General features: G+C 74.6%; 20 protein-coding genes, 1 tRNA gene and 1 pseudogene. 12 read left to right on the forward strand and 10 right to left on the reverse strand.

Annotated features, from left to right (window positions below):
• Window positions 1–32 precede the first annotated feature (32 nt).
• From ABD343_RS10790 to ABD343_RS10810, 5 genes are all read left to right on the forward strand, one after another.
• The gene (locus tag ABD343_RS10790) at window positions 33–965 is read left to right on the forward strand and encodes an ABC transporter ATP-binding protein (protein WP_344526611.1); all 933 of its coding nucleotides are present in this window, start codon (window positions 33–35) and stop codon (window positions 963–965) included.
• Complete coding sequence (locus ABD343_RS10795) at window positions 962–1,747, forward strand: ABC transporter permease (protein WP_344526613.1); 786 nt, start codon at window positions 962–964, stop codon at window positions 1,745–1,747. Before ABD343_RS10790 ends, ABD343_RS10795 begins: the two co-directional genes overlap by 4 nt.
• Before the next feature lie 40 nt (window positions 1,748–1,787).
• Window positions 1,788–3,248: a sensor histidine kinase gene (locus tag ABD343_RS10800; protein ID WP_344526615.1), complete on the forward strand. Its 1,461-nt coding sequence runs from the start codon at window positions 1,788–1,790 to the stop codon at window positions 3,246–3,248.
• Window positions 3,226–3,828, forward strand: coding sequence for a response regulator transcription factor (locus ABD343_RS10805; protein WP_344526656.1), 603 nt, complete (start codon window positions 3,226–3,228; stop codon window positions 3,826–3,828). The genes ABD343_RS10800 and ABD343_RS10805 overlap by 23 nt, the downstream gene beginning before the upstream one ends.
• A 55-nt stretch (window positions 3,829–3,883) precedes the next feature.
• Window positions 3,884–3,956: transfer RNA gene (locus ABD343_RS10810), tRNA-Gly, on the forward strand.
• A gap of 59 nt (window positions 3,957–4,015) precedes the next feature.
• Here the strand turns inward: ABD343_RS10810 and ABD343_RS10815 are convergent.
• The 4 genes from ABD343_RS10815 to purD all read right to left on the reverse strand — a co-directional run bounded on the left by ABD343_RS10815 (window position 4,016) and on the right by purD (window position 10,095).
• Window positions 4,016–4,915 carry a phosphoribosylaminoimidazolesuccinocarboxamide synthase gene (locus tag ABD343_RS10815; protein WP_344526617.1) on the reverse strand — a complete coding sequence of 300 codons (900 nt, stop codon included), beginning with the start codon at window positions 4,913–4,915 and terminating at the stop codon, window positions 4,016–4,018.
• Window positions 4,916–5,009: 94 nt separating this feature from the next.
• The gene (locus ABD343_RS10820) at window positions 5,010–6,563 is read right to left on the reverse strand and encodes a N,N-dimethylformamidase beta subunit family domain-containing protein (protein ID WP_344526619.1); all 1,554 of its coding nucleotides are present in this window, start codon (window positions 6,561–6,563) and stop codon (window positions 5,010–5,012) included.
• A gap of 129 nt (window positions 6,564–6,692) precedes the next feature.
• Complete coding sequence (locus ABD343_RS10825) at window positions 6,693–8,531, reverse strand: M48 family metalloprotease (protein ID WP_344526621.1); 1,839 nt, start codon at window positions 8,529–8,531, stop codon at window positions 6,693–6,695.
• 292 nt (window positions 8,532–8,823) lie between these two features.
• Complete coding sequence (gene purD / locus ABD343_RS10830; RefSeq protein ID WP_344526623.1) at window positions 8,824–10,095, reverse strand: phosphoribosylamine--glycine ligase; 1,272 nt, start codon at window positions 10,093–10,095, stop codon at window positions 8,824–8,826.
• A gap of 193 nt (window positions 10,096–10,288) precedes the next feature.
• On the opposite strand from purD, the gene ABD343_RS10835 reads away from it, so the two are divergent.
• Entirely contained in the window at window positions 10,289–11,041 is a 753-nt protein-coding gene (locus tag ABD343_RS10835) for an SLATT domain-containing protein (RefSeq protein ID WP_425578152.1), read from the forward strand.
• A 54-nt stretch (window positions 11,042–11,095) separates the two neighbouring features.
• On the opposite strand, the gene ABD343_RS10840 is transcribed toward ABD343_RS10835, so the two are convergent.
• From ABD343_RS10840 to ABD343_RS10855, 4 genes are all read right to left on the reverse strand, one after another.
• Entirely contained in the window at window positions 11,096–11,755 is a 660-nt protein-coding gene (locus tag ABD343_RS10840) for a hypothetical protein (RefSeq protein ID WP_344526625.1), read from the reverse strand.
• Window positions 11,756–11,921: 166 nt separating this feature from the next.
• The gene (locus tag ABD343_RS10845; protein WP_344526627.1) at window positions 11,922–12,593 is read right to left on the reverse strand and encodes a GntR family transcriptional regulator; all 672 of its coding nucleotides are present in this window, start codon (window positions 12,591–12,593) and stop codon (window positions 11,922–11,924) included.
• A gap of 6 nt (window positions 12,594–12,599) precedes the next feature.
• Window positions 12,600–13,979 carry an aspartate aminotransferase family protein gene (locus ABD343_RS10850; protein WP_344526629.1) on the reverse strand — a complete coding sequence of 460 codons (1,380 nt, stop codon included), beginning with the start codon at window positions 13,977–13,979 and terminating at the stop codon, window positions 12,600–12,602.
• Window positions 13,980–14,029: 50 nt separating this feature from the next.
• Complete coding sequence (locus ABD343_RS10855) at window positions 14,030–14,641, reverse strand: hypothetical protein (RefSeq protein ID WP_344526631.1); 612 nt, start codon at window positions 14,639–14,641, stop codon at window positions 14,030–14,032.
• 119 nt (window positions 14,642–14,760) lie between these two features.
• Here ABD343_RS10855 and ABD343_RS10860 point away from each other — a divergent pair, with 119 nt between their 5' ends.
• The 6 genes from ABD343_RS10860 to ABD343_RS10885 all read left to right on the forward strand — a co-directional run bounded on the left by ABD343_RS10860 (window position 14,761) and on the right by ABD343_RS10885 (window position 19,627).
• A complete protein-coding gene (locus tag ABD343_RS10860; RefSeq protein WP_344526633.1) occupies window positions 14,761–15,519 on the forward strand; it encodes a response regulator transcription factor in 759 nt (252 codons plus the stop codon).
• Window positions 15,512–16,897: a sensor histidine kinase gene (locus ABD343_RS10865; RefSeq protein WP_344526635.1), complete on the forward strand. Its 1,386-nt coding sequence runs from the start codon at window positions 15,512–15,514 to the stop codon at window positions 16,895–16,897. Before ABD343_RS10860 ends, ABD343_RS10865 begins: the two co-directional genes overlap by 8 nt.
• A gap of 89 nt (window positions 16,898–16,986) precedes the next feature.
• A complete protein-coding gene (ybiA, locus tag ABD343_RS10870; protein ID WP_425578153.1) occupies window positions 16,987–17,556 on the forward strand; it encodes a riboflavin biosynthesis intermediates N-glycosidase in 570 nt (189 codons plus the stop codon).
• Window positions 17,557–17,625: 69 nt separating this feature from the next.
• Window positions 17,626–17,991 carry a hypothetical protein gene (locus ABD343_RS10875; protein WP_344526639.1) on the forward strand — a complete coding sequence of 122 codons (366 nt, stop codon included), beginning with the start codon at window positions 17,626–17,628 and terminating at the stop codon, window positions 17,989–17,991.
• A gap of 249 nt (window positions 17,992–18,240) precedes the next feature.
• On the forward strand, window positions 18,241–18,693 hold the full coding sequence (locus ABD343_RS10880) for a protein-tyrosine phosphatase family protein (RefSeq protein ID WP_344526641.1): 453 nt from the start codon (window positions 18,241–18,243) through the stop codon (window positions 18,691–18,693).
• A gap of 205 nt (window positions 18,694–18,898) precedes the next feature.
• Entirely contained in the window at window positions 18,899–19,627 is a 729-nt protein-coding gene (locus ABD343_RS10885) for an FG-GAP repeat domain-containing protein (protein ID WP_344526643.1), read from the forward strand.
• A 253-nt stretch (window positions 19,628–19,880) separates the two neighbouring features.
• Here ABD343_RS10885 and ABD343_RS10890 read toward each other — a convergent pair whose 3' ends face one another.
• Both ABD343_RS10890 and ABD343_RS10895 read right to left on the reverse strand, forming a co-directional pair.
• Window positions 19,881–20,672 (reverse strand): ABC transporter permease, encoded by a 792-nt coding sequence (locus ABD343_RS10890; RefSeq protein ID WP_344526645.1) that lies wholly within the window; start codon window positions 20,670–20,672, stop codon window positions 19,881–19,883.
• Window positions 20,669–20,944: pseudogene (locus ABD343_RS10895) on the reverse strand (ABC transporter); the annotation flags it as partial. The pseudogene ABD343_RS10895 and the gene ABD343_RS10890, both read right to left, overlap by 4 nt.

Consider the following 20,944-nt stretch of genomic DNA (forward strand, 5'->3'; position numbering starts at 1 on the left):
CCGCTCCCCTTTCCCGGCGGAAGGCTTGGGGCATGGACGCGATCGAGGTTGAGGGACTGGAACGGCGGTACGAGGGCGGGTACGAGGCCGTGCGCGGCATCTCGTTCTCCGTGCGCGAGGGCGAGATCTTCGCGCTGCTCGGCACCAACGGCGCGGGCAAGACATCGACCGTCGAGGTGCTGGAGGGGCTGGCGCGGCCCAGCGCGGGGCAGGTGCGGGTGCTCGGCTTCGACCCGTTCACCGAGCGGGCGTACGTACGGCCGCGCACCGGCGTGATGTTGCAGGAGGGCGGCTTCCCGTCCGAGCTGACCGTGGCCGAGACGGCGCGGATGTGGGCCGGCTGCATGAGCGAGGCGCGGCCCGTGCCCGAGGTGCTGGAGCTGGTGGGGCTGGCCCGGCGGGCGGGCGTACGCGTCAAGCAGCTCTCCGGCGGCGAGCGGCGGCGGCTGGACCTGGCGCTGGCGCTGGTGGGGCGGCCCGAGGTGCTGTTCCTCGACGAGCCGACGACCGGCATGGACCCGGAAGGGCGCCGGGAGACGGCCGAGTTGGTGCGGGCGCTGCGCCACGAGGGCACGACGGTGCTGCTGACCACGCACTATCTGGAGGAGGCCGAGCAGTTGGCCGACCGGCTCGCGATCATGCGGGCCGGGGAGATCGTCACGGCCGGGACGACGGAACAGGTCGTCGCCGCGCGGCCGTCCCGTATCCGGTTCAAGCTGCCCGCCGGGGTGGCGCCCGAGCGGCTGCCGCTGACCGTGCCCGCGGCCGTGGACGGGCGGACGGTCTCGGTGAAGACCCCGCAGCTCCAGGAGGCCCTGACCGAACTGCTGCTGTGGGCGCGGGCCGAGGGCGTCGAGCTGGAGGGGCTCCAGGCGCGTTCGGCGTCGCTGGAGGAGGCGTTCCTGGAGATCGCCGAGGCGGAGACGACGGGAGCGGGAAACACGAGGGAGGGCGCGTTCGCATGAGTGCGACGACGATGACGGGCAGGGCCTCGGCGAACCGGATGCTGGCGCTGGGCCGGGCGGAGCTGACGCTGCTCCTGCGGAACAAGGCGGCGCTGTTCGTGGCGCTGACGCTGCCCATCGGTCTGACCTTCTCGATGAAGCAGACGATGCCGAAGGACCAGCTCGCCGAGAACGGGCTCTCCCTGGGCACCGCCGTGCTGCCCGGCTCGATCGGGATGGTGCTGATCTTCGCGGTCTACAGCAATCTGCTGGGCGTCTATGTCGCGCGGCGCGAGGAGCTGGTGCTCAAGCGGCTGCGGACCGGACAGGCGAGCGAGCCGGAGATACTGGCCGCCGCCGCGCTGCCCGCCGTGGGCATCGGGCTGATCCAGGCCGTGGTGCTGGTGATCGGCGGCTCGGTCGTGATGGACGTCGGGACGCCCGAGCGGCCCGATCTGATCGTCGCCGGGCTGGTGCTGGGGCTGCCGATGATGGTGGTGCTCGCGGTGGCGACCGCGGCCCTGACCCGTACGACGGAGATGGCACAGCTCACGGCGATGCCGCTGATGATGGTGAGCCTGATCGGCTCGGGCATGTTCGTGCCGCTGGAGATCCTGCCGGACCGGGTCGCCGACATCTGCCGGCTGCTGCCGCTGACGCCGGTCACGGACCTGCTGCGCGGCGGCTGGACGGGCGAGCTGGGCGGCATGGACACGATGCGCGCGCTGGGCACGGCGGTGTTGTGGATCGCGCTCGGGGTGTTTGCTGTACGACGGTGGTTCCGCTGGGAGCCGCGCCGCTGACACGGCGGCGACGGCGGCACGGCGGTGGACGGGAGAGACAGTGATCGGCTGGGCCAGGGACAAACGGCGCGGGTGGTACCGGCGCAGCAGCCACGAGCAGGTGGAGACCTCCTCGCGGTGGATGCTCAACGTCACGCCCTGGGCGTTCTACATCGGCGGCATCCCCCAGCTCCTCGCCGCGGCCCGGCACTCCCCCACGGGCACCGCCCTGGCGTGGTCGATCGCGGCGGTCGGGCTGGCGCAGTGCCTGCTCGTACGGGGCGGGCTGCGCCAGGGCCTGGACTGCTACCTGGGCGAGGCGGAGCCGCCGCGGCGGCGGATCGCGGTGCTCGCGGTGCTGATGGTGGTGCTGACCGCGCTGGTGACCGCCGTGGTCGCGACGGGTGGCCTGGAGAAGGATCCGCAGGCGCCGGGCCTGACGATGTTCGCCGTGCTGGCGCCGTTCCCGGCCGTCTACGGGCTGACGGTGACATGGCGCCAGGGGGCCAGGGTCGTCGGCGCCTACCTGGTGGTGCCGCTCGTGGCGTTCGCCCTCGCCGGGATGGGGCCCGGGGACCTGGCGCCCACGGCGTTCCTGATGCTGGTGGCCGGCGGCGTGAACCTCTTCACGCCGCGCTCCTCCGCCTGGTACATCGCCGTGATGCGGGAGCTGGCCGAGGCCCGGGAGGCGCAGGCGCGGCTGGCCGTCGCGGAGGAGCGGCTCCGCTTCGGCCGCGACCTGCACGACGTGATGGGCCGCAACCTGTCGGTCATCGCGCTCAAGAGCGAGCTGGCCGTCCAGTTGGCGCGGCGCGGGCCGGAGGCGGCGGAGAAGGCCGTCGAGCAGATGAACGAGGTCCAGCGGCTCGCCCGTGAGTCCCAGACCGAGGTCCGCGAGGTCGTCCGCGGCTACCGCGAGGCAGGGCTCGCCACCGAACTGGCCGGTGCGCGCGGCGTGCTGCGCGCCGCCGGGGTCGACTGCCGTATCGAGGGCGCCGACGCGGACGTACCGCCGCGCGCGGAATCGGCCCTGGGCTGGGTGGTCCGCGAGGCGGCCACGAATGTGCTGCGGCACGCGGAGGCGACGTACTGCACCGTGCGGGTACGTGTCCGCGTACGGGGCGGGGCCGGGAACGGGACCGGGACCGGGACCGGGGCCGTCGTGCTGGAGGTCGAGAACGACGGGGCGCGCGGCGACGCGGGCCCGCCGGAGGGCGGCTCGGGCCTTCCGGGCCTGCGCGAACGACTGGCGGCACTCGGCGGCACGCTGACCGCCGGCCACGACGGCCGGGGCACCTTCCGGCTGCGCGCCGAGGTGCCACGCGAGGACACCGCGTCGAGCGGCACGGCCACGCGGGACGGTGCGGCTTCTGGGGGCGGCGCCGGGGACGGTTCGGGATCGGGGGATCACAGGGTTACGGGCGAGGGTGAAGGAGACGGTGACGGTGGGCGACGGGAGTCAGGTGCGGGGCGGGGGGCCGGGGAGCGGTCCCCCGCCCATCCGCGTGCTGCTGGCCGATGACGAGCATCTGATCCGGGGCGCCCTCGCGGCGCTGCTGGCGCTGGAGGATGACCTCGCGATCGTCGCCGAGGCCGCGTCCGGGCCCGAGGCGCTCGCGATGGCCCGTGCGCACCGGCCCGACGTGGCGGTGCTCGACCTGCAGATGCCGGGCGTCGACGGGGTGCGGGTCGCGGCGGAGCTGCGGGAGTCGCTGCCGGACTGCCGGACGATGATCGTGACCAGCCACGGCCGTCCCGGGCATCTGAAGCGGGCGCTCGCGGCGGGCGTACGCGGCTTCGTACCGAAGACGGCGTCCGCGCAGCAGCTCGCGGAGATCATCCGCACGGTGCGGGACGGCAACCGGTACGTGGATCCCGAGCTGGCCGCCGACGCGATCAGCGCCGGGGACTCCCCGCTCTCCGCGCGCGAGGCCGAGCTGCTGGAGCTGGCCGCCGACGGTGCGCCCATCGCGGAGATCGCCGAACGGGCCTCGCTCACGCAGGGGACGGTGCGCAACTACCTCTCCGCCGCCGCGACGAAGATCGGCGCCGAGAACCGGCACGCGGCGGCCCGGATGGCCCGTGAGCGGGGGTGGATCTGAGCGCCCCGGCGACTGGCTATACTGGGGCGCGCACACGGGGCGACCCGTGGGTGATGCGGACGTAGCTCAGTTGGTAGAGCGCAACCTTGCCAAGGTTGAGGTCGCGAGTTCGAGCCTCGTCGTCCGCTCCGCATGAGAAGGGCCCCGGTCTTCGGACCGGGGCCCTTCTTCGTACACCGTTGCGGGCCTACGCCCAGGAGACGCCCGTCAGCCGCTCGTACGCCTCGATGTAGCGGGCGCGGGTCGCCGTGACGACCTCCTCCGGGAGCGGGGGCGGCGGCTGCTCGGAGGCGCGGTCCCAGCCGGACTCGGGCGAGACCAGCCAGTCGCGGATCGGCTGCTTGTCGAAGGACGGCTGCGAACGGCCCGGCTGCCACTGGTCGGCGGGCCAGAAGCGGGAGGAGTCGGGGGTCAGCACCTCGTCGGCGAGGGTCAGGACGTCCCCGTCCCAGCCGAACTCGAACTTGGTGTCGGCCAGGATGATGCCCCGGTCCCGGGCGATGTCCCGCGCCCTGTCGTACGCCGCGAGGGTCGCCTGGCGCAGCTCGGCCGCCGCCTCGGGGCCGACCTGGCGGGCGACCTCCTCGTACGCGACGTTCTCGTCGTGGTCGCCGACGGCCGCCTTGGTGGCGGGGGTGAAGAGGGCGCCCGGCAGCTCGGAGCCGTTCTCCAGGCCCTCGGGGAGGGCGAGCCCGCAGACCGTACGGCTCGCCTCGTACTCGGCGAGGCCCGAGCCGGCGAGATAGCCGCGCGCCACACACTCGACGGGGACCATCCGCAGGGACTTGCAGACCGTGGTCCGGCCCTCCCAGTCGGCGGGGGCGCCCTCGGGGACGTCGGTGCCGAGGACATGGTTCGGGATCAGGTCCGCGAGCTGGTCGAACCACCACAGGGAGAGCTTGGTGAGGATGCGGCCCTTGTCCGGGATCGCGGTCGGAAGCACCCAGTCGTGGGCCGAGACGCGGTCGCTGGCGACCATCACGAGGTCACCGTCCTCGTTCTGGTAGAGATCCCGCACCTTGCCGGTGTGCAGGTGCGTGAGGTGGGGCACCTGCACGGGCTCGGGCTTCTCGACGAATCCGCTCACGTTCTCTTCCTCCCGGGGCAGCCGACGTACTCCCTGGGGGCGATTCTCCCTTACCCCGTCCGGGGGACCGTACGAGTGCCCCTCGGGGGTGCGGTCAGTCCCGCTTGCAGATGTGGTCCAGCAGGTTGGCCGTCGCCCGCTGGATCCGCTCGTCCACGTGTCCGGGCCGGTTGAGGGCCGGGGACCAGGCGAAGGTGCCGGAGGCGAAGACGAGGGCGCCGGACGGGGCGCGGTACAGGGACGTCTCCTGGTGGCGCCGGGTGCCGCCGCCGTCCCGGTACGGGGAGTGGGCCAGCAGGATCCGCTCCGAGTGGTCCGGCAGGCACGTACGCGGGAAGTAGCGGTCGGCCTCACCCGCCACCAGGCCCGGCAGCTCGTCGCCCTCGCCCGCGCCGGTCGCCTCCCAGAGCCAGTGCTCCGCGTTCCGCACGACGAGGGGGGAGGGCCGGCGGACCTGGCCCGCGTACTGGATGCCGAGCAGCGTCTGCTCGGGCTCGCCCTGGTCGCGCCAGAGCGCCGAGCGGCCGGTGCCCCGGTGCTTGCGGCAGGTGAGGAGGCTGTCGGGGGCGCCGGAGGGGAGGGTGTCCAGCTCGACCTGCCAGTACATGGTGTTGGCGGAGAGGAAGACGAGGGACGTGCCGCTGTCGCGGGCCTTCTCGGCGGCGCGGCGCATGGGCACCGACCAGTACTCGTCGTGGCCGGGGAAGACCAGGCCGCGGTAGCGGGCGGGGTCGACGGCGCCCGCGTGCAGGTCGCGGGTGTCGGCGTACGCGAGGTCGTACCCGTACCGCTCGGCCCAGCGGATGAAGTCGTAGGCATGGCCCACGTGGAGGGGCAGGCCCGCGCCCGCGTAGGGCCGGTCGAAGGAGACGGTCACGGCGGCGTCCTCCTCGCCGAGGAGGCGGCCGTGGGTGTCCCACGCGTGGTAGAGGCTCGCGCCGGTGCGGCCGTCCTCGGGGAACAGGTTGTACGCCTGCCAGGTCACGTCCGGCAGGACGAGGAGCAGGTCTGCGGGGTCGCGGTCGCGGACCGTGAAGGGGATGTGGGAGCGGTGGCCGTCGGCGGTGGTGAGGACGGCGACATAGGCACCCGTCGACCAGTAGTCCGGGATCTGGAGGCGCCAGGAGAGCCACCAGTGGTGGCAGGAGACGGTGCGGTCGGCGGTGAGCGGCGGGGGCTGCTGGATGCCGGAGAGCCGGGGGCTGGTGGTGATCTTCCGGGCACCGTCGCCCCCGTAGTGCCCGATCCGGTAGACGTCGACGCCGAAGGGCTGGGGCGGATTGACGGTGATGCGGAAGTCGATGGACTCGCCGGGCGCGGTGCCGCCCGCGACGGAGGCGAAGCCCTTGATCTGGCACCGCACGTCGTCGGCGGTGGTCGGGCCGCTGCCGGAGACGCGGCGCGGGCGCGGGGGCGCCAGCAGCCGGTTCCCGCCCTCGCGGCCGAGGAGCAGCTCGGGGGTGCCGGTGGTCTGGCCGGGCGCCGGGTCGAGACACTCGACGTACCAGGGCACCAGGCGGCCGTTCTCGAAGTAGTGCTCGCTGACCCTGAGCCAGGGCAGCGGGCCCTGGCCGAAGGGATCGGTGACGGCGTGCGCCAGCGCTCCCGATTCCCACCTGCGGATCTGCTCGGTCTGCTCGGACCCCACCTGCGCCACCCGGCCCTTCCCGCTCGCCCCGCGTCGCTCCCTTTGTCACGAGTTGCTGACGGCAGACAGCACATCACATTACGCAAGCGCGTAGTCACCGTTCGTGGTGAATTGGCTGGAGTTGATCTCTCAGACGAGGCGCACGGGCTTGTCGGGGCGCACGCCGACGGACGCGAGCCACTCGCGCAACGGCTGTGCGTCCCCCTCCTCCACCAGGGCGAGGACCGGGCGCGAGAGGTCCGTCCTGCGCTCGCCCGCGACCAGCAGCGTCGGCCCGTCCAGCCAGTCCAGGCCGGGGGCGCCGCCCGCGGTGTCCACGGTCGCGCAGCAGACCGCCGCCGTGACGTGGTCGGCCAGCAGCTCCCGGCCGCTGCGCGGGGGACGGAGGGGCAGGCCCATCGGGGCCGGGGGCGCGGGGAGCATGTCCCCCGCGCCCGGGACGGCGCCCACGCCGCCCGCACCGCTCAGGGCGCCGGACTCCTCGGCCGCGCCCGCGGCCTCCTCGCGGGCCACGTCGGCGCTGATACGGGCGGCGAGCGCCTCGCCGGTGCCGGAGCCGGAGCCGGAGCCGGGGCCGGTGCCGGAGCCGGAGCCGGAGCCGGTGAGGTGGTCGAGGACGCGGGCGAGCGTGGGGCCGCACAGCGCGTCGCCCTCGCCGGCACGGCGCCGGTCCGCTTCCGGGGACGGGGACGGGGACAGGTCCCGAGCCGGGTCCCCGCCGGGTGCGTCCGGGGTGCCGTCCGCGTCGGCGCGGGGCGCGGGCTCCCTGTCCGCGAGCGCGTCGAAGAGGCGGGCCGCCTCGGTGCGCCAGATGCGGTCCACGACCTCCTCCGGGTACGCCGACCAGTCGACGGGCGTCCACTCGGGCGCCGGGCCGCCCGGGCCCGGGGTGGGCCGGGGGCCGTGGAAGAGGCGGGCGGCGAGGAGCGAGACGGCGCCGTCCACCGCGCCGGGCTCCTCCAGCAGGTCGCAGGCGGGGCGCTCGCCGAGGCGGGAGGTGAAGCCCTCCGCGAGGCGGTCGCGGCGGGACAGCTCGGTCAGCGCCGAGACGACCCCGGCGTCCAGCCGCGAGGGCCACAGGCCGAGGCGCCAGGCGGGCAGCGCGACGCGGGTGAGGAGCCGGTCCCAGCCCGCGTACGCCAGGCCGACCTGCTCCTGGGCGACGACCCGCAGGCCGTAGTCCACGCTCTGGGCGCGCTCGGAGGCCGCGGCGGCGACCCCGCGCTCCATCTCGGCCGCGTGCGGCCCGCTGGCGCGCAGCATCACCCGGGCGAGCACGCCGACCAGCCGCAGGGCCGTGCCGATGCCCGCGCCCGAACTCGTCGTCCGCGCGCGCTCGGCCACGGCCACCGCGGCGTCCAGCCCGCGCACGAAGCGGCGGGCCGCGGCTATGTCGGGGTGCGCGGAGGGGCCGGTGCCCGCGACGACGGGCGCGAGCAGGGCCCGCAGCTCCGCGACCCGCATCCACCAGAGGAAGGGCGAGCCGATGACCAGCACGGGCGCCGCGTCCCGGGAGCGGCTGCCGCGCGGTCCGCGCGGGCGCCCCGCGTCCTCGGACTGGGCCGGGTGGGTGCGGTCCTCCAGCCAACTGTCGCAGTCGGGGGTGAGGGCGAGGGCGGAGGGCGCGGGCACGTCGAGCCGGTCGGCGAGGTCCCGCACCAGTGCGTAGAGATCCGGGGCCTCGCGCTCCTCCAGGGGGACGGTCGGCGAGACGGCGGGCCGGGCCCGCGCGATCACGGCGGCGACCGCCGCCGCGGCCGCGAGCACCGCGAGCGCCACTCCCGTGACGATCCAGCGCGGGGTCTCCCACACCGGGCCCAGGTGACCCGTCGTGTGCCCCGCGAGGAGGATGACGGCGACGGCGGCGGGCAGCAGCGCGGCCCCCAGCGCCGAGCTGCGGATCCGCAGCACCGCGAGGGCGTGTGCGCGCGCCGATCGCGCGTCCGCCTGCTGACCAACCCCGGCCACGAGCTCACACACCCCCGACGATGTCGCGGACTTCCGGCTTCTCCGGCTTCCCACCCACTGTGGCACCGCGCACTGACACCGCAATGCGCGCTGCGCCAGTCGGACGCGCTTGGTCCATACCGCTTGTGCGGCACCCTAGTTGGGGCGTCCGGGACCGTCAGCCGGACAAGGGTCCGGTCACTCGATGGAATGGCTTTGGGGAGAGGTATTGCCCGGGGACCGTCCAGGGGTTATGGACGATTCCGCCACCCTTCCGCGCCACCCCGGGCCACCCTGGCGGCCCGGAGCGGGGTCACAGAGCGGAGTCCTCCGCCGCCTCGCGCGCGATGTCCGAGCGGTGGTGGGAGCCGTCGAGCCGGACGCGGCCCACCGCGGCGTACGCGCGCTCGCGCGCCTCCCGCAGGCCGGCGCCGGTCGCCGTGACGGACAGCACCCGGCCGCCCGCGCTGACCAGGTGCCCGTCCGCGTCCCGCTTCGTGCCCGCGTGCAGCACGTACGCCTCGGGCTCGTCCTGCTCCGCGACCGCGTCGAGGCCCTCGATACGGTCACCCGTACGGGGCTTCGCCGGGTAGTCGTGGGCGGCGACGACGACCGTGACCGCCGCGCCGTCGCTCCAGCGCAGCGCGGGGAAGTCGGCGAGCCGCCCGGTGGCGGCCGCGAGCAGGAAGCCGCCCAGCGGCGTCTTCAGCCGGGCCAGCACCGCCTGGGTCTCGGGGTCTCCGAAGCGGGCGTTGAACTCGATGACCCGCACCCCGCGCGAGGTGATCGCCAGGCCCGCGTAGAGCAGCCCGGAGAAGGGGGTGCCGCGGCGGCGCAGCTCGTTCACGGTCGGTTCGAGGACCGTGGCGACGACCTCGTCCACCAGCTTCGGGTCGGCCCAGGGCAGCGGGGAGTAGGCGCCCATGCCGCCCGTGTTGGGGCCCTCGTCCGCGTCGTAGGCCCGCTTGAAGTCCTGGGCGGGCTGGAGCGGGACGACGGTCTCGCCGTCGGTGAGCGCGAAGAGGGAGACCTCGGGGCCGTCGAGGAACTCCTCGATGACGACGGCGCCGCCGCAGTCCCGCGCGTGCTGCCTGGCCCGCTCGATGTCGTCGGTGACGACGACGCCCTTGCCCGCGGCCAGCCCGTCGTCCTTCACGACGTACGGCGGGCCGAAGGCGTCGAGCGCGGCGTCGGCCTCCTGCGGGGTCGCGCACACATAGCTGCGCGCGGTCGGGACGTTCGCCGCCGCCATCACGTCCTTGGCGAAGGCCTTCGAGCCCTCCAGCTTCGCGGCCTCCGCGGACGGGCCGAAGACGGGCACGCCCCGCTCCCGTACGGCGTCCGCGACGCCCGCGACCAGCGGGGCCTCCGGGCCGACGACGACGAGGTCGGCCCGCACCGCGTCGGAGACGGCCAGGTCGGCGACGGCCGCGCCGTCGAGCGCGTCGACGGGGTGGAGCGTCGCGACCTCCGCGATCCCGGCGTTGCCCGGCGCGCAGTGCACGGCCGTGACCTCGGGGTCGAGGGAGAGCGAGCGACAGATTGCGTGTTCGCGGGCACCGCCGCCAATGACCAGGATCCTCACGCGCTCAGCCTAGCGGGCGACCCGGGAGCCTCTTTCGGGTGAGAGGGGGAGGCGGGGGTCCGGGCTTCCCTGCCTGAGCAGGGGGCGATTCCGTGTGCGGCGGGCCCTCGTACGGCCTCCGGGCGACGTCTCCGGCCGTATGTCCGGCTGTATGAAGGGGGGCCGAGTTCAGCTCCGAGCGTGGGGAGTGCGGGTGAGTCAGCCGGAGATGCGGCCCGGGGATCTGCTGGGACGGGCCTTCCCGTCCGGGGACTGGGGGGAGCCGGCGGAGCGCCTGGACGAGCTGTACCAGTGGGTGGAGCAGGACGCCCTGCGCGTGGTCGCCCGGTATCTGGACGACCGCGTGTGGAAGCGCCGGGGAGCGCGTGTGCTGCGGGTGTGCGCGGTGGGCGGCGGCGCGGTGGGCGGGCTGCTTCCGCTGCTGGCGCTGGCGGGCGTGCGCCCGGGACCCCCGGCCGCAGAGCCCTGGTGGGGGTATGTGGCGCTGCTCGGCGCCGCGGTGTGCCTCGCCGCCGACCGCTGCCTCGGGCTGACCTCCGGCTGGATGCGCGACATCGCCACGGCCCAGGCCGTACGGGCACGGCTGACCGTTCTCCAGTACGAGTGGGCGGCCGAGCGCGTACGGGAGGTGCTCGGGCCCGCCGAGGGGACGGCGGGCGAGGCGGCCGAGCGGTCGCTCGCGGTGCTGCGGCGCTTCGCGGAGGACGTCGAGGAGATCGTGCGGGCCGAGACGGCGGACTGGATGGTCGAGTTCCGCACGCTCTCGGGGCCGCTGCATCTGCACGGGGGCGCGCGCACGGCCCGCGGCGCCGCCGGAGCGGGGCACGGGCCAGGGCCCGGCGGCGGGGGCGGCGGGCCCCGCTGGAACCGGTTCCCGCCGCCCCCGTTCCCCGGCGCTCCGGGCACCCGCCCGAACATGCCGCGGCAACGGCCGCCGGAGGGGTAAACCCGGTAAGCCCCCGGTCCCCGGCCCCCGGCAAGGGGCCGTGTCCCGCGGCGGCTAGCTGAAGACGATCATTGAGCCCTGGGCGAGGCTCCGGGTCGCCGCGGCGTGCAGGCCGAGCCAGACGTGGCGCTCCCGGCCGAACGGGGTGCCGTCGTCGTATCCGATGGCCGCCGAGGCGGCCGGCTCGTCCAGCTCCGTGGGGCGGATCGGCGCGGCGGGCGCCGGGGGCGGGTTCGCCGGGTCGATGCCCAGGTGCGGGGCGACGGCCTGGAGTTCGCGCAGGAGCCCGTGGCTGGAGCCGAGCGGGCCGCCGCCCTCCAGCAGCTCGTCCCCGGCCAGCGGCGCGGCGAAGTCGACCGGGACGTACGCGCCCGCGTGGTCGAAGTGCCAGACGAGGTGGGACTGCTGGGCGGGCTGCTCGAACATCTCCAGCAACTGCTCGTAGTCCCCGCCCAGTTGGTCGACGGCGGTGACTTCCAGGCCGCTGACCAGCAGCAGATAGGCGCGGCGGAGGTAGTGCAGCGCCTCGTAGTCGAAGCCCGCGACGGGGGCGACGTCGCCGGAGAGGCCCGGCATGTAGCCGAAGACCGGCACCGGGGGGAGCCCGGCCTCGGCCAACGCGCGGTCGTAGGTGGCGATTTCCTCGGCGAAGGGGTTGTCAGGGCTGTGGCACAGCACGTCGACCAGCGGGACCAGCCAGAGGTCACAGGCCAAGAGAGCACTCCAATACGTCGGGGACCCGCGTCGTCCCAGCGTAGTGCGCGGTGCCCGCGCGGCAGCACCCCGCGAGGAAACGCGAGGAAACGCGAGAAAACGCGAGAAAAGCCGCCCGCGTCCGTCCGTGCCCGTCCGCGTCCGTCCCCGTCCGCCCCGTGCCCGTTCAGGCGTCGGGGGCCGTGCCGTCCGGCGGCAGCTCCGCCGCGTGGGCGTTGTAGTCGGCCAGGACGCTGCGGGTGCCGTCCGCGTCGCCGCCCTCCAGGGCGTCCAGCAGCGCCGTGTGGCCGGTCCACAGGCGGCCCGCCAGGGAGCGCTCGGCGCGCAGCAGGGGCACCGTGTAGACCCAGCACTGGACCCGGAGGCGGTCCAGGAAGTCCGCGATGTACGGGTTCGCCACGATGTTGCCCAACTCGCGCCAGAACCGCAGGTCGTACGCGATCAGCACGTCCAGGTCGCCCGCCGTGGCCGCCCGTTCGGCCGCCTCGGCGCGGCGGCGCACCGAGGCGAGGGCCTCCGGCCCGGCCGGGGAGGGCATGCCCGCGCTCGCCGGGGCCCCCGCGAACAGGCTGTCCAGGACGAGCTGCCGCGCCTCGCACATCGCGCGGTAGTCGTCGAGCGTGAACTCGTGGACGCGGAAGCCGCGGTGCTGCTCCATGTCCAGCAGCCCCTGCGCGGCGAGGTCGACCAGCGCCTCGCGCACGGGCGTGGCGGAGACGCCGTACTGCTCGGCGATCTCCTTGACCGTGAACTCCCGGCCGGTGGCCAGGCGCCCGGCGAGGATCTCGTCGCGGAGCGCGGTGGCGATCTGCGCGCGCAGGGTGCTGCGTCTGATCACCGGACCTCAGGCCCCCGCCGTGGTGTGCGCGTCGGCCACGGCCAGGGCCTCGTCGAGCACCGCCAGTCCCTCCTTGGCCTCCGCCTCGGTGACGGTGCAGGCCGGGACGGCGTGGACGCGGTTCATGTTCGTCATCGGCCACAGGCCGCCGCGCTTGCAGGCCGCGGCGAACTCGGCCATCGGCGCGTTCGCGGCGCCGCTCGCGTTGTACGGCACCAGGGGCTCGCGGGTCTCCTTGTCGCGGACCAGTTCGAGCGCCCAGAAGACGCCCATGCCGCGCACCTCGCCGACCGACGGGTGCCGTTCGGCGATCTCGCGCAGGCCCGGGCCGAGGACGGTCTCGCCGATGCGGGCCGCGTGCTCCACGATGCCCTCCTCGGCCATCGCCTCGATCGTCGCGACGGCGGAGGCGCAGGCCAGCGGGTGCCCGGAGTAGGTGAGTCCGCCCGGGTACGGGCGCTCGTCGAAGTCCGCCGCGATCTCCGCGCTGATCGCGACGCCGCCCAGCGGGACGTAACCGGAGTTGACGCCCTTGGCGAAGGTCAGCAGGTCGGGCACCACTCCGTAGTGGTCGAGCGCGAACCACTCGCCGGTGCGCCCGAAGCCCGCCATCACCTCGTCGAGGATGAAGACCACGCCGTAACGGTCGCAGATCTCGCGGACGCCCGCGAGGTACCCGGGCGGCGGGACGAGGACGCCGGCCGTGCCGACGACGGTCTCCAGAATGATCGCGGCCACCGTCCCCGGCCCCTCGAACGCGAGGGTCTCCTCCAGGTGCGCGAGCGCCCGCTCGCACTCCTGCTCCTCGGTCTCCGCGTGGAAGTGCGAGCGGTACAGATGCGGGCCCCAGAAGTGCACGGCGCCCGCCGTGCCCGTGTCGGAGGCCCAGCGGCGCGGGTCGCCGGTGAGGTTGATCGCGGCGGCCGTGGCGCCGTGGTACGAGCGGTAGGCGCTCATCACCTTGTGGCGGCCGGTGTGCAGCCGGGCCATCCGGACCGCGTTCTCGACGGCCTCGGCGCCGCCGTTGGTGAAGAAGATCTTGTCGAGGTCGCCGGGGGTGCGCTCCGCGACCAGCCGCGCGGCCTCCGACCGCACGTCGATCGCGAAGCCCGGCGCCATCGTGCACATCCGGCCCGCCTGCTCCTGGATCGCGGCGACGACCTTGGGGTGCTGGTGGCCGATGTTGGTGTTGACGAGCTGGGAGGAGAAGTCGAGGTACCGGTTGCCGTCGTAGTCCCAGAAGTACGCGCCCTGCCCGCCCGCCACGGGCAGCGGGTCGATCAGGCCCTGCGCCGACCAGGAGTGGAAGACGTGCGCGCGGTCGGCGCTCTTGACGGCCTCGCCCGCGGCGGGGTCGGGCACGGGGACGGGGGAGTGCGTCGTCACGGTGGGCACCTCGGTTCGCTCAGGGCTCGGGGACCCGCCCAGAGTAGTGATCAGTCGTCGGCGCTGTCTTCCGCGTCGTCCCCCTCGTACGCGGTGCGGGGTTTGCCGTCCGCGCAGCGTACGACGACGGTGTGCTCGTCCGCGTCGTCCGCCAGCGGCTCCAGCTCGACGCTGGCGCGGGCGGCGGGGCCCGGCTCGACGTCGTCCGCGCTGTATCCCTCGGCGGGGCTCCAGCTCAGCAGCTTCACCGTCGTCGCGTCCTCGCGGCACTCCGCGACGGCGGTGCCGAGTCCGTCGGGGAAGCGGACGGTGGCCGTGTGGACGCGGGGGGTGCGGGCCGGGGTGGGGGTCGGCGTCGGCTTCGCGCTCGGGGACGCGGACGAGGAGCCGTCGTCGTCCTCCCCCGGGGCCGGGGCCGGATCCGTGTCCGGGACGGAGGCGGAGCGCTGCTCGGCCTTCGCGCGCTCCTGGGACAGCTCGTGGCGCACGGCGCCCTCGCCGAGCGGCTCGGGGCGGCCGTACTGCCCGCCCGGGTCGGCGTGCGAGAACGACCACGCGCCGAGCAGGAACGCGGCGCCCACCGCGCACACCCACGCGCCCGCCGCGATCCGGCGCCGGCGGACGCCGCCGGGCTCGTGGTCCTGCTCCTCGGAATGTGCCATTGCCTCAGTCTCCTCCGTACTCTCCTAACGCCCGGTTAAGAGCTGGACAAGGGCGCAGGAGCTGGCTAATACGAGCACCTATGGACTGTCCACGGACCTCGCACGGCTAACGTACGTGTATGTCGCACCTACTCGTCGTCGAGGACGACCCCCAGCTCCGCGGAGCCCTCGTCCGGGCCCTCCGTGACCGCGGCCATGCCGTCGCCACGGCGTCCACGGGCATGGCGGGGCTCGACGCGGCCGTCACCCACCGGCCCGACCTGGTCGTGCTGGACCTCGGGCTGCCGGATGTGGACGGCGGACAGGTGCTGCGGATGCTGCGCTCGGTCAGCGACGTGCCGGTGATCGTCGCGACGGCGCGGGACGACGAGCCCGAGATCGTCGCGGCGCTCGGGGACGGGGCGGACGACTACATCGTCAAGCCGTTCGGCTCGGGGCAGCTCGACGCCCGTATCAAGGCCGTGCTGCGGCGCCTCGGCAGCGGCGAGCCCGACGAGCCGGAGCCGCCGGTGACGGTCGGCGGGCTGGTCGTCGCGCCCTCGGCGCGCGAGGTCACGCTCGACGGCGAGCCGCTGGAGCTGACCCCGCGCGAGTTCGACCTGCTCTGCTATCTCGCCCGGCGCCAGGGCCAGGTGATCTCGCGCCGCGAACTCCTCGCCGAGGTCTGGCAGCAGCCCCTGGGCGGCGCCGACAAGACGGTGGACGTCCACCTGTCCTGGCTGCGCCGGAAGCTGGGCGAGACCGCGCAGAAGCCGCGCTATCTGCACACGGTGCGGACGGTGGGCGTGAAGCTGGCGGCCCCCGGCGACGCGGCGTCGGGCGGGACGGCGCCGGACGGCACGGCGCCGGACGGCACGGCCGAGGGCGACCGTGCGTAGGCAGCTTCTGGTGCTCATCGGGGCGACGACCGCCGTCGTGCTCGCCGTGCTGCTGCTGCCGCTCGCGCTGCTGGTGCGCAGCCACGCCGAGGACCGGGCGATGACGGACGCGACCGAGCGCGGGCAGTCGGTCGCCGCCGTCGTCGGCGGTTCGCTCTCGCCGGGGCGCGAGAAGGAGGGGCGCGGCGTCGTCCAGGGCGTGCTCGACGGGCTGAACGGCGACGGGCAGCCGCGTACGTCGGTCGTCCTCGCCAATGGTGACGTGCTGGGGCCGCGCGCGCCGGGCGTGAGCGCCGACGCGCTGAAACTGGCGCGCGGCGGACGGGCGTTCACCTACGCGCCCGGCGACGCGCGGGGCGGCGGGCGCGTGGTCATGGTGCCGGTGCTCGGCACGCACGCCGGGTCCGGCGGGGCCGCCGGGTCCGCCACGGGCGCGAAGGGGCGGCACTCCGCCTCGGTGGTCGAGGTCGCGGTGAGCGAGGACCAGTTGCGGGCCGGGGTACTGCCGTCGTGGCTGGCGGTGGCCGGGCTCGGGGTCGCCCTGATGCTGCTCGGGCTCGCCTTCGCGGACCGGCTCGCGGCCCGGCTCGTCCGGGCCACGCGGCGCCTCGCGCGGGTCGCCGACCGGCTCGCGGGCGGCGAGCTGTCGGCCCGCGCCGAACCGGTGGGGCCGCGCGAACTGCGCCTGCTCGCCGGGCGGCTGAACGAGCTGGGCGAGCGCATCGACGTCCTCGTCACCGCCGAGCGCGAGCGCGGGGCCGACCTCGCGCACCGCCTCCGTACGCCCGTCGCGGCGCTCCGGCTCGACGCGGAGGGGCTGCGGGACGAGGGGGAGGCCACCCGTATCGGGGCCTCGGTCGCGGCACTGGAACGGAGCGTGGACGAGGTGATCCGCGCGGCCCGGCGCGCGGGCGCGCCGCCCGGCTCGCGCCGCGCGGACCTCGCCACCGTGGCCCGTGCGCGCGCCGCGTTCTGGACCCCGCTGGCGGAGGACCAGGGCCGCGAGGTGACGGTGACCGCGCCCGCCGTCCCGGTCGGGGTCCGGGTGCCGGAGGACGAACTCTCCGCCGTCCTCGACGCGCTGATCGGCAACGTCCTCGACCACACGCCCGAGGGCGCCGCCCTGTCCGTCACGGTCGCGGCGGAGCGCGACCACGGCGTCCTCACGGTCCGGGACGAGGGGCCGGGCTTCCCCGAGGGCACCGCCGAGACGTTCGCCGCCCGCGGCGAGAGCGGCGCGGGCTCCACGGGCCTCGGCCTCGCCATCGCCCGTACGACGGCGGAGGACTCGGGCGGCGACGTGGTCCTCGGCACGCCCCCGGGCGGCACCGGCGCGGAGATCCGCTGCCGCTTCGGGCGGAGCGCCGGGCCGGAGTGAGCGTGCCGTAATGCGCTTGAGCGCCCCGCCCGTTCGCCCGCAGACTGCCGGGGAACGGGCGGGACGAGTACGACGGGGGGCTGGCCGGAATGCCGGATGCGGGGCCGGGGATCAGGTCGGTGGACGGGGCGGCGGAGGCCGTCGCGCGCGGGCTTCCGGTGAAGTTCCTCTTCTTCTGGGGGCACCGCCCCCGCCGGGACGGGACGCCCGGGCCCGGCTGCCTCAGCCAGTGGTGGCCCGCGGAGTTCACGGAGGGCGGCCGGGTCTTCGCCACCGCCGAGCACTACATGATGGCCCACAAGGCGTGGCTCTTCGGCGAGGACGATCTCGCCGAACGCGTCCTCGCCGCCCCGCACCCCGCGCAGGCGAAGAAGCTCGGGCGGGAGGTGCGCGGGTTCGACGAGGAGGTGTGGGCGGCGCACCGATACGGGATCGTGGTCGCCGCGAGCCGCGCCAAGTTCGGGCAGCACCCGGAGATCCGGGACTTCCTGCTGACGACCGGTGCGCGCGTCCTGGTCGAGGCCAGCCCGCTCGACCGCGTCTGGGGCATCGGTCTGGCCGCCGACCACGAGGACGCGCCCCGGCCCGACCGCTGGCGCGGGCTGAATCTGCTGGGCTTCGCGCTGATGGAGGCCCGTGACGGGCTCCGCGTTTGTTGATCTACGTCTTGTCAGGTACACATGGGGCCGCACGTTGATCAACACGTCACACGGGGAGCTCCACCACAGATGAAGAAGCGTCTGATCATCCCGACGGCCGTGGCCGTCTTCTCGCTGCTCGGCGCGGGGGCGGCGGCCACCGCCACGACCGTCGGCTCCGAGTCCGGCGCCACCGGCACCGCCGCCGCCAAGTGCAGCGGGGGCGGCAAGGAATGGGCCAAGGCCAACACCAACGTCAAGGTCCGCAAGAAGCCGAGCACGAAGTCGCCCGGCCTGCGCCTCTGGTACAAGGGCACCAAGGGCTGCTGGATCAAGGGCGTCAAGGGCGGCAAGTACAGCAAGTGCGGGATGAAGAACTGGGACGGCTGGGGCTACGTCGAGTACCGCGGCACCCGCGGCTACGTCCCCAACATGTGCGTGATCCCCGCCAAGTGACGGCGGCACCGCACGGCGGCTGAGCCGCCCCTCCCTCGCGCCCGTCCACAGGCTGTGGGCGGGCGCTGCGGTTTTCCGCACGCCACGTTTTCCGCACGCCGCGAATTCCGCACGCCACACGCCGCGGTATCCGCACACTGCGGTTTCCCGCACCCCCTCCACCCCCTGCTGTCCCCCGTATTCCCCGCGCGGGGCCTCCGCTCCCGGCGTTCCCCTGATCCCGCCGTCCCGCGCGCATACGCTCGGCCCATGACCGCCACCAACACCTGGGAACCCACCGCCGCGGGCGTGCTGCGGCTGCCCTCCGGACTGCTCGTGCGCGGGCGCGGGCTGCGCCACCCGCTGCCCGAGGGGCCGCGTCCCGACTTCGCGCTGCATCTGCGCGGCCGCCGGCCCGACGACGTCGCGTGGGAGAGCCGCTGGATCCGCTGGCCCGACTTCTGGCTGCCGTCCGACCGCGCCGGGTTCGCGGAGGCGGTGCGCGAGGCGTGGGAGCGGGCCGGGGAGGCGCGCGTGGAGTTCGCGTGCGGCGGCGGCCGCGGCCGTACGGGCACCGCGCTCGCGTGCCTCGCGATCCAGGACGGGGTCGCGCCCGGGGAGGCGGTGGAGTACGTCCGCGCGCACTACTCCTCCCACGCCGTCGAGACCCCCTGGCAGCGCCGGTTCGTGCTCGGCTTCCGGGCCGCCGCCTCCCGCCCGTAGCCGCGCGGGGGCCTGCGGCGTCCCACCGGGGCGTTCCAAGCGGACCCCGTTTCCGCTGGTCAGGGCGTGGAAGAGTGTTCCAGCGTCCCCAACTGCCCGGCAGCCATGGCGCCGTGGACGGGGCGTCCCGCAGGCTCGAACCGTGCTCGCCAGGGGGCTTCCCGTACGAGCACGGTTCCGCAGCAATGACAACGGGAGTTCACTCATGCTTCGTAAGCGTTCACGTCTGATCGCCGCGCCGCTCGCGGCCGTCGCCCTGTCCCTGACGGTCGCCGGATACCACGCCAGCGCGGCGGACTCGGCGTCCTCGGGGAAGGCGGCGGGCAAGGCAGCGGCGGCGTGTCTGGCGGACGCCACGACGCTGGTCGGCGACCTGGACGGCGACGGGCACGCGGACAAGATCTCCAACCCGGGCCTCTCCGGCACCGAGGTGACGATCCAGTGGGGCAAGGCCGACGGCGCGTACGGGACCGCGCGGTCCGTGGCCGAGCTGGTGGGCGCCAAGTCCGGCGAGGAGACCACCGCCGCGGTCGCCGACTTCGACCAGGACGGCACCCTCGACCTCGTCGTCAACGTCGTCACGCCGTCCGAGGTCGACGACCCGAACACCGCCCGTATCGCCGAGTACCGCAAGGGCCCGGTCGAGCGGGCCGACCTGTCCTCGCCCGACGCCCGCCACTCCGACATCGGCGACATGGGCGAGGCCCAGGAGCTGCGTGTCGCCGACTACGGCGACGACGCCTACCCCGACCTCGCGGTCCTCAACAACTCCGGTGACGGCGGGCTCGACCGGTCCGTCCGCCTGAGCGGCGAGAACGGCCCGGGCGACTTCGACTACGACCTCGACCAGAAGTACGGCGAGACCGGCACGACCCCCGAGCCGCCCGCCATGCCCACCGACGGCTGGAGCCACTTCTACAAGGCCTGCGCCTGACCCCTTCCGGCTCGGACCAGGAGCCGGATACCGGGCGACGACGGCGCGGAGCGCCAGGCGGTCCCCGCCGTTCGTGACGTCGAACGCGGCGATCCGGGCCGGGGCGGGATGCCGGGGGGCTTCCCGGCCCGCGGAGCACGTCGCGCGGGTCCGGCGGGGAGTATCTGAAAGCACGAAGAGGGCGGCGTACACCGACGGGTTGTCGGGGTGCGCCGCCCTCGGGCGGTACGGGGAGGTGCGGGGTGGAGCGTCGTCACTTCGGGTCGCGGGCGAACTTCGCGGTGGACCAGAGGTAGCCGAGGGTCGCGAGGGCGGCGCACCAGGCGAGGGCGAGCCAGCCGTCGTTGCCGATGCCGGTGCCCAGGAGGAGACCGCGCAGGGTCTCGATGGCCGGGGTGAAGGGCTGGTATTCGGCGATCGGCCGGAACCAGCCCGGCATCGCGTCGAGCGGGACGAAGGTGCTGGACAGGAGCGGGAGCAGGATCATCGGCATCGCGTTGTTCCCGGCGGCCTCGGCGTTCGGGCTGACCAGGCCCATGCCGACCGCGACCCAGGTGAGCGCGGTGGCGAAGAGGACGAGCAGGCCGAAGGCCGCCAGCCACTCCAGGGGCGTCGCGTCGGTGGAGCGGAAGCCGATGGCGACCGCGACCGCGCCGACCAGGACCACGCTCATCACCGCCCGCAGCACGCTCCCGACCACGTGTCCGATCAGGACGGAGCCGCGGTGGATGGCCATGGAGCGGAAACGGGCCATGATGCCCTCGGTCATGTCGTTGGAGACGGAGACCGCGGTGCCGATCGTGGTGCTGCCGATGGTCATCAGGAGCAGGCCGGGGACGAGGAAGGCGATGTAGGCGGAACGGTCGGCGTCGCCGCCGCCGATGCCCGCGCTCATGGTGTCGCCGAAGATGTAGACGAAGAGCAGCAGCAGCATGATCGGCGTCAGCAGCAGGTTCAGGGTGAGGGACGGGTAGCGCCGGGCGTGCAGGAGGTTGCGGCGCAGCATCGTGGACGAGTCGCGTACGGCGAGGGCGAGGTTGCTCATCGGACTGCCTCCTTGGGTCCGCCGCCGGTCAGGGCGAAGAACACGTCGTCGAGATCGGGGGTGTGCACGGTCAGCTCGTCCGCCTCGATACCGGCGGAGTCGAGCCGGTCGAGGACGGCGCGCAGTTCGCGCTGGCTGCCGTCGCTGGGGAGTTGCAGGGTGAGCGCCTCGTCGTCGGGCGCGGCCCCGTTCAGCGCGTCGGCGGCCTTGCGGTAGGCGGCGGGGTCGGCGAACCGCAGCCTGATGTGCCCGCCGGGAATCGTCCGCTTCAG

It is taken from the genome of Streptomyces albiaxialis (assembly GCF_039530985.1).
Taxonomy (GTDB): domain Bacteria; phylum Actinomycetota; class Actinomycetes; order Streptomycetales; family Streptomycetaceae; genus Streptomyces; species Streptomyces albiaxialis.